This window comes from candidate division KSB1 bacterium (assembly GCA_022562085.1).
Lineage (GTDB): Bacteria > Zhuqueibacterota > Zhuqueibacteria > Oceanimicrobiales > Oceanimicrobiaceae > Oceanimicrobium.
Genome location: JADFPY010000236.1, coordinates 1 through 7,248 on the forward strand (window position 1 = coordinate 1; position 7,248 = coordinate 7,248).

8 protein-coding genes are annotated in these 7,248 nt (G+C 43.8%); 7 read left to right on the top strand and 1 reads right to left on the bottom strand.

Annotation, left to right across the window (positions count from 1 at the left end):
* Positions 1-492 (bottom strand): DUF547 domain-containing protein (locus IH879_16490; GenBank protein ID MCH7676525.1); only part of this gene is annotated, 492 nt, incomplete at its 3' end.
* A gap of 303 nt (positions 493-795) precedes the next feature.
* On the opposite strand from IH879_16490, the gene tnpA reads away from it, so the two are divergent.
* The 7 genes from tnpA to IH879_16525 all read left to right on the top strand — a co-directional run bounded on the left by tnpA (position 796) and on the right by IH879_16525 (position 7,117).
* The gene (gene tnpA / locus IH879_16495) at positions 796-1,236 is read left to right on the top strand and encodes an IS200/IS605 family transposase (GenBank protein ID MCH7676526.1); all 441 of its coding nucleotides are present in this window, start codon (positions 796-798) and stop codon (positions 1,234-1,236) included.
* Positions 1,237-1,513: 277 nt separating this feature from the next.
* Positions 1,514-1,657: a hypothetical protein gene (locus IH879_16500; GenBank protein MCH7676527.1), complete on the top strand. Its 144-nt coding sequence runs from the start codon at positions 1,514-1,516 to the stop codon at positions 1,655-1,657.
* 79 nt (positions 1,658-1,736) lie between these two features.
* On the top strand, positions 1,737-2,552 hold the full coding sequence (locus IH879_16505; GenBank protein MCH7676528.1) for a sterol desaturase family protein: 816 nt from the start codon (positions 1,737-1,739) through the stop codon (positions 2,550-2,552).
* 12 nt (positions 2,553-2,564) lie between these two features.
* Positions 2,565-3,002, top strand: a complete 438-nt coding sequence (locus IH879_16510) for a hypothetical protein (protein MCH7676529.1) — start codon at positions 2,565-2,567, stop codon at positions 3,000-3,002.
* Between the two features lie 16 nt (positions 3,003-3,018).
* Entirely contained in the window at positions 3,019-5,598 is a 2,580-nt protein-coding gene (locus tag IH879_16515) for a GH3 auxin-responsive promoter family protein (protein MCH7676530.1), read from the top strand.
* Positions 5,595-6,935 carry a hypothetical protein gene (locus IH879_16520; GenBank protein MCH7676531.1) on the top strand — a complete coding sequence of 447 codons (1,341 nt, stop codon included), beginning with the start codon at positions 5,595-5,597 and terminating at the stop codon, positions 6,933-6,935. The genes IH879_16515 and IH879_16520 overlap by 4 nt, the downstream gene beginning before the upstream one ends.
* Positions 6,932-7,117 (top strand): hypothetical protein, encoded by a 186-nt coding sequence (locus IH879_16525; GenBank protein ID MCH7676532.1) that lies wholly within the window; start codon positions 6,932-6,934, stop codon positions 7,115-7,117. The genes IH879_16520 and IH879_16525 overlap by 4 nt, the downstream gene beginning before the upstream one ends.
* The last annotated feature ends 131 nt before the right edge of the window (positions 7,118-7,248 follow it).

The window sequence follows — 7,248 nt, forward strand, 5'->3', positions numbered from 1 at the left end:
CGAGAAATCTGCATTTAGGGCTGGAGTTTTTGCGCGAATTATCTTATGCTCGATGTAGTTTAAGCTAAGTTTCTTATGATTGATAATAACGAATTTTTTATCCCAGATGGTTTTCTTAAACACAGTGCCAATAATCAACCCACCAAAGTGCAATTCGTTAATGCTCTCGACCGGATAGTTGTCGCAAATGACCTTCAGGGTGTAGGCGTTGTAGGCGTTTATCCAGAATGCCAGTTTTCCTTTCGGGTTGGCAATGGATTCAGGATTAGTGGCCGCTAATTTTGAAATATATGCCTCCAAGCGTTCATCTTTGCACAGATCACGGTAACTTACTTTTCCTCCGCTGACATATTCTTGCAAAATCTCGGTAAACAAACTATGGGTATTATGTCCCTCACTGTTTATTCCATGCATAGCGGGTTCGATCGTCAAGGTGCGACCCAAGGAGCAAATAAGCAGGATAATTACAACAACAAAAATTGTGCTTTTCATAGAATGATCCTCTTTTTTATAGAGAGGCCATCTTTTGCTAAAGATGGCATCTCGGATAGCTCCATCGCATTTGTTATTACTGGGTTGATATTGTTCTAAAATCTGCTTTACGGCTTTGTTGATTTGATCTGGTTAAACCCCTACCCCCTGGGTAGTTGTCCTCTTAAAAATGGTTCACCGTTTGATTAATGTCTTAAACCACTACCTCGGTAGTGGTGCCGTTAAAAAGGTTTTACCGTTTTAGGAATTCATTAAATTACGTACCTCCCTGAAAGTGTGCCCTGAGAATCAAGGAGGTACGTAATGAATAGATTTAGGAAGTTATCACATACGATTTATGAATGCAAGTATCATATTGTATTTTGTCCGAAATATCGTTATCGGATATTCAAGGATGCTATAAGTGACTATACTCGTCAGCAGATTTATCGTCTTTGTAGCCAGAAGGAGTTGGTGGAGGTATTGGAGTTGAATGTCCAGAGAGATCATGTACATGTGGTTCTTCCGATTCCCCCGAAGTATTCGGTCAGTAGTATGATGGGTTATTTGAAGGGCAAACTCTCGACTCGTCTTTTTCGCGAGCTACGAAGACTGGGGAAGTGCTTCTGGGGTCGTCATTTGTGGTCTCGTGGCTATTGTGTGAGCAGCGTAGGTTTGGATGAGGCTATGATCCGGAAGTATGTTCGTTGGCAGGAGCGGAAAGAGAAGGAGATAGAGAGTCATCAACAAAACCTATTCAACTAAACTAACGAGCACCCCAGGGTACCTTTCAGGACTACCCTTACCAAGCCACCGCCTTTGGCGGTGGTAATTGACTCACGTCAGGTTCAGAGAATTTGTACATGGTACCACCTAAGTTGTATTAAAAATGCAAGGTTTTTAGCCTCTTTCTTGAAAAAAAACTTGCATTTAGGTGGTAAAATAAGTATAAAATTGATAACGAAGCCTATCAATTATTTCTAAAAGGACGTTATCATTGGAATAAGCGAGCTCCCGGTAATTTTCAAGCATTCTGTACCTGATGAACCGAGGTTGGTATGACAATCTAAAGAAAAAGCTTATTTCCGAAGGGAAACGGCTGTTCCAAGCAAAGACCATTCTTCTCGATGCGCGTACTGAGGATGCCACCGATGAGGATATTCAAGCTATCATAAACATGTACTGAACCATCACAGAGGATAAAATTCGCAGGTGAAAATTGCTAATACTTTAAGGCGTGCTTTACATTACTTTAGGAGTCAACCATGGATACTTTCTTAATTTTCTTCGAACAAATGCCTGTATGGCAGAAACTTGTTTGTGTTTTAGGTTGTTTAACCTTTTGTTGGTTACTCGAGGGTAACTATCCACTATTTCAATTTGATTACCAAAAATGGAAACATGGTGGGGCTAATTTAACATTTTTTTTGGGCGTAGGAATCATCAACCTTATTTTCGGAATTGCTACCGTGGGCGTGTTTGAGTGGGTCCAGCAGAATGAAATTGGGATATTGTTTATTATTGGTCTGCCTATCTGGGCTGAATTGCTCATCACCCTTTTACTATTGGAGCTGGTAGCACAGTATTTCGTCCATTATCTTATGCACAGGATAAAATGGATGTGGAGGCTTCATATGGTTCATCATAGCGATACAAAAGTGGATGCTACGACCGGCACTCGTCATCATCCAGGTGACTATATTCTGCGCGAATTATTTGCCCTGGTCGCCATAATTCTTATTGGCGCCCCCATCGCATTTTACCTCACGTATAGAATATTTTCCATCTTCTTTACCTATACCACCCATGCAAATATAACGATGCCAAACTGGTTGGATAAATCCCTAAGTTGGATTTTTATAACGCCCAATATGCACAAATTTCATCATCACTTTGAGATCCCCTGGACTGACACCAACTTTGGCAATATCTTCTCAATTTGGGATCGTATTTTTGGAACAATGGTCTACGATGACCCCAAAAAAGTAAGGTATGGCTTAGATTTTCTTGACGGTACGCCAGATGAAAATATTCTCTTCCTATTGAAGATGCCGTTTGATAAGAATATAAGTAGGGATTGAATCCCGAAAACTATGGACTCACAAAAAATTAGTGCTATCTTATGGTTTCTATCTGCGCTCTTTTGCTTTCGAGTTCTCGCCCAACTGACTGCGTCGGTAGTCGACACTACTTTTCTCCCGGCTTTTGAAGATTGGCACAGTGCCACTATGCCGTATGGCCTGCTGGCCTTTTTTCAGATAGTGATTCTGTTCTTCATGGCGAAAACCGCGTTGAGATTCTCCCGGAAACAAGTGCGGCCGTCAAAAAGAACCGGTGTTTTCATCTTAATTATCGGGAGTATTTACTTTTTTGCGATGGTATTGCGTATGACGCTTGGGCTAACGGTGTATACAGAATCCCGCTGGTTTAGCAATTATCTATCAACCGCATTTCATTACCTTTTGGCCATATTCTTACTTCTTGTTGGTTGGTACCATCATAAAATGGCTAAACTAAAATCAGTCAATTAAATGCTTTCTTGAAGACATGCCTACTTTAACAATCAAAAATGCCTTGACATGGACCGCTTATCCGGTGGTCATGCTTGTTTGTATCGGCCTGTTTATGACCTTCAGAGGCCTGGGATTTGCTTTACTTGCCTATACTTACATACCGGTTATCGTTGGTGCAGCATCGATTACCTTCCTGGAACTTTATAACCCGCATATCAAAAGTTGGATAGCCAATAAGAACGATGTTGGCAATGATGTGTTATTTATGATAACCGTGCAGATGATTCTGCCGAAGTTACTGGCTTTTCTGGTTGCCATTTCTATCATAAAAATAATAGCTTACTATAGTTTAGGATTGACTGGATTCTGGCCCCATGCCTGGCCAATTGGCGTACAAGCAGTTCTCATGGTATTCATTGCTGATTTTTTTCGCTATTGGCTGCACAAGTTTTCGCATGAAAATAATACCTTATGGAGACTTCACGCGGTTCACCATTCGCCCAAGAAGCTTTACTGGTTAAATGTTGGTCGATTCCATCCGATCGAAAAAAGCTTACAATTCCTGGCCGACGCCCTGCCCTTCATTGTTTTGGGTTTGCGGGAAGAGGTATTAGCACTCTATTTCGTTTTTTACGCTGTCAATGGCTTCTTTCAACATTGCAACATCGAGCTGAGATTCGGTTTCCTGAATTACATCGTCAGCAGCGCAGAGATCCACCGCTGGCACCATTCCCGCTTGATTGAAGAATCAAATGCCAATTATGGCAATAATATCATCATTTGGGATATCCTTTTCGGGACATATTTCTTCCCGAGGGACCGTTTGGTCGGTGAACTAGGTTTGTTTAATAATGATTACCCTTTGGATTTTAAGTCCCAGCTTAGGACTCCATTTGCCGGCAACATTGATAAGCAAGCCCTCCCCCTTCTCAAGTACAGGGATATCGCGATGAATGGGTTATTAAAGCTGCGGATGATTCATATTCGCCTTCGGTATTATGCACCGTATGTGCGCAGCGCACGCAATCCCTGGAAGGTGCAGGAAAATCTGCTTCACAAAATTCTGCAACAGAATAGGAATACCCGTTTCGGAAAAGAGCATTCTTTTGAAAAGATTAAGAACTACGCGCAGTTCAAGGAGTTTATCCCGGTACATGATTATGAGCAGTTGAGGCCTTACTTCGAGGAACAGGAGAAGACCGGGAAATCCGTTATCCACGCCGACATGCCTATTATGTATAACGAGACCAGCGGGACCACAGGAAAGCCAAAATACATACCTGTGATGGAGGAAACCATATCGAACTTACGAAAAAGTCAACGGATTTTTTCTTATGTGCAATATAGAATTAAGCCCGAGGCATTCTATGGCAAATTGCTGGGCATTGTAAGTCCGGCCAATGAGGGTACCCGGGAAAGCGGAATTCCCTTCGGTTCGGCGTCGGGGCTGATTTACAAAACCATGCCCAAAATCATCCGAGGCAAATATGTTTTGCCTGCGGAGGTTTTTGAGATCAAAGATTACGACACCAAATATTACACCATCATGCGACTCGCCCTGGCACAGAAAGACATCACCTATCTGGCAAGCGCCAACCCTTCCACCTTTCACCGTCTGCTGGAAGTGATGAACTCACAGCAGGACTTGCTGCTGCACGACATCAAAAGCGGGACAATTGCTTTCTTAGACAAAATGGAACCGGCCATAGCGTCGACGCTCAAACAAAGTGTCAAGCCAAATCCAGAGCGCGCTACTGAGCTGGCGGAGATATTTGGCTCCATTGAGTCTGTTGGTTTTTCACAGGTTTGGCCCTATTTAAAGATCGTTACGACCTGGACCGGTGGCAGCTGTGGCATTGCCCTGAGTAGTCTTTTGCCAAAGTTTCCCCGGGATGCCAAAGTGGTTGAACTGGGATATATGTCCAGCGAATTCCGCGGAACCATCACTATCGATCTGGCAACAAATGCCGGTCTGCCGACCATCCGGGAAAACTTTTTTGAATTTGTAGAAAAGGAAAAATGGGAGCAAAATGATAAAGTGTTCTTAACCATCGAACAACTCGTACAAGACCAGGAATATTACCTGGTCGTGACCACGAAATCCGGCCTATATCGATATGACATGAATGATATCGTCACAGTGACCGGCAAATTTCAGAATACACCAACTTTAAAGTTTGTGCAGAAGGGCAAGGGGGTCACCAATATTACCGGAGAAAAGCTTTACGAAAGCCAGGTGATTCTGGCCATGCAAAAAGCGGAACAAACATTCGGTTGCCATTTTCGGTTTTATCAAATGCTGGCAAACCAGGCGTTTTCAGGTTATGAACTATATTTCGAATTGGGCGACAAAACGGCAATCGCTGATAACAAAATCTCTGCATATTTAGATGAGCAGCTTGGCCTGTTAAACTTAGAGTACCAGGTCAAGCGCGAGAGTAACCGGCTCAAGCCGATGAATGCTTTTTCCCTGCGCCAGGGGACCTTTGAACGATTTAAGACAGCATGCTTGCAGGAAGGCCAGCGGGAAGGCCAGTTCAAAACAATCGTACTACAGTATAAGAAAGACATCCTTTTTGATTTCCAGGCGCATGTTTCGGAACAAGGGACATGACACTCACGGAACTTTCCTTAATCAAGCTCAAAATTCCCTTCAAAGTAAGCTTTAAGCACAGTAGTGCTGAACGAAGTATGACCCAGTCTATCCTGGTAGCGGCCAAGTCAGCAAGCGGCAATATAGGATTAGGTGAAGGATGTCCAAGGGAGTATGTCACTCATGAAACTGTCGAATCCGCCACTGCCTTTTTTGAAACCCAGCGGGAGATATTAATTGGCAAGATCCATTCTCTTGAATCTTTACAAGACTTTGTGCAGGATAATGAAGCGCTCATCGACAGTAACCCTGCCGCCTGGTGTGCCATTGAACTTGCCCTGTTAGATCTGTTGGCCAAAGAAAACAAACAATCCTTAGAAAAAATACTAGGTTTACCACAACTAAATGGAAACTTTCGCTACACAGCCGTGCTGGGAGATGCCACCTGGGACAAGTTCGTATTGCAGGTAAAACAGTATCTGGCTATGGGTTTCCAGGAATTTAAGCTGAAAATCTCCGGAAATCTATCTGATGACGTCAAAAAAATTGCACTTCTTCAGGAACTGGGAAAAGGAAATCTAAAACTCCGGGTCGATGCCAATAACATCTGGCAGGACAGCAGCACAGCCATTGATTATTTCAAGCAATTTGGAATCCGACTACTTGGCATTGAGGAACCCCTAGCTGCGATGCAGTTTGAGCAACTGAGTAAAGTAGCCGAGGGTACGCAGACAAAAATCATTTTAGATGAGAGTTTTTTAAATAAATCGCAGTTCGATTCTATCCAAAAAATAGCCCCATCTTTCATTATTAACATTCGAATTTCCAAAATGGGGGGCTTGCTACGCTCGTTGGAAATTGCCAGGATGGCTGGAGAACTTGCACTACCTATCATCGTCGGGGCTCATTCTACGCAGGAGATGGCACGCAAGATTGAAACGATCTACAAAGTATACGAATGCTACGACCTCGATACGGTTACCATTTTGGAGAAAGACAACGCGTTGTGTTTTGCTCTCCGACAAAAGAGGATCGATGCAGAAACTGATACGATTCTACGTATCAAAGGACTAGAAAAAACCTGCGTCGTGTGGTCAACGCGTGTTGCCCATGATGCAGAGGAAGAAACGGAAGAATTCATCTACACTATTCTGACGCGGACGTGCAGCATTTTAATCATCGCGCTCTTCGACGACATGCTACCTGGCTACAAGCCGATCCTTAACACGCTTCCTCAAAATCGTATAATTATGTGGGACCATGACACCATGCACAGGTACAGTGTATTCTGTGAAGATAAAGAACTCAGGGACGATTACGAAGAATACTCTAGCGAGGCAGAAGACGAATTGCTTTGAGATCGGCGAAGAAGATCCTTCGTTTTCGCAGCACTGCCAAAGCCCGGAACAGAGTTGCCCATGCCAGAGGGACACCACCCGCACACTCGCCCGGCTGCGGTTTCTTTCAAGATGCCGTTTCAAAAAAGGCGATATCCCACCTGACCGGCTATGGCCGGATGATTCACGCTCCGAATCAATAAACGAACCGATCGAGATTCCAGCGAGGGCACGCGTTCTTTGCTGCTGAAGGAGGGTTCACTGAGGCGTGAAAACCAACCTGATTAAGAGCCTGGGCCGTCAGCGCGACCAGCGTCAGTGCTCGGCCGGGTCG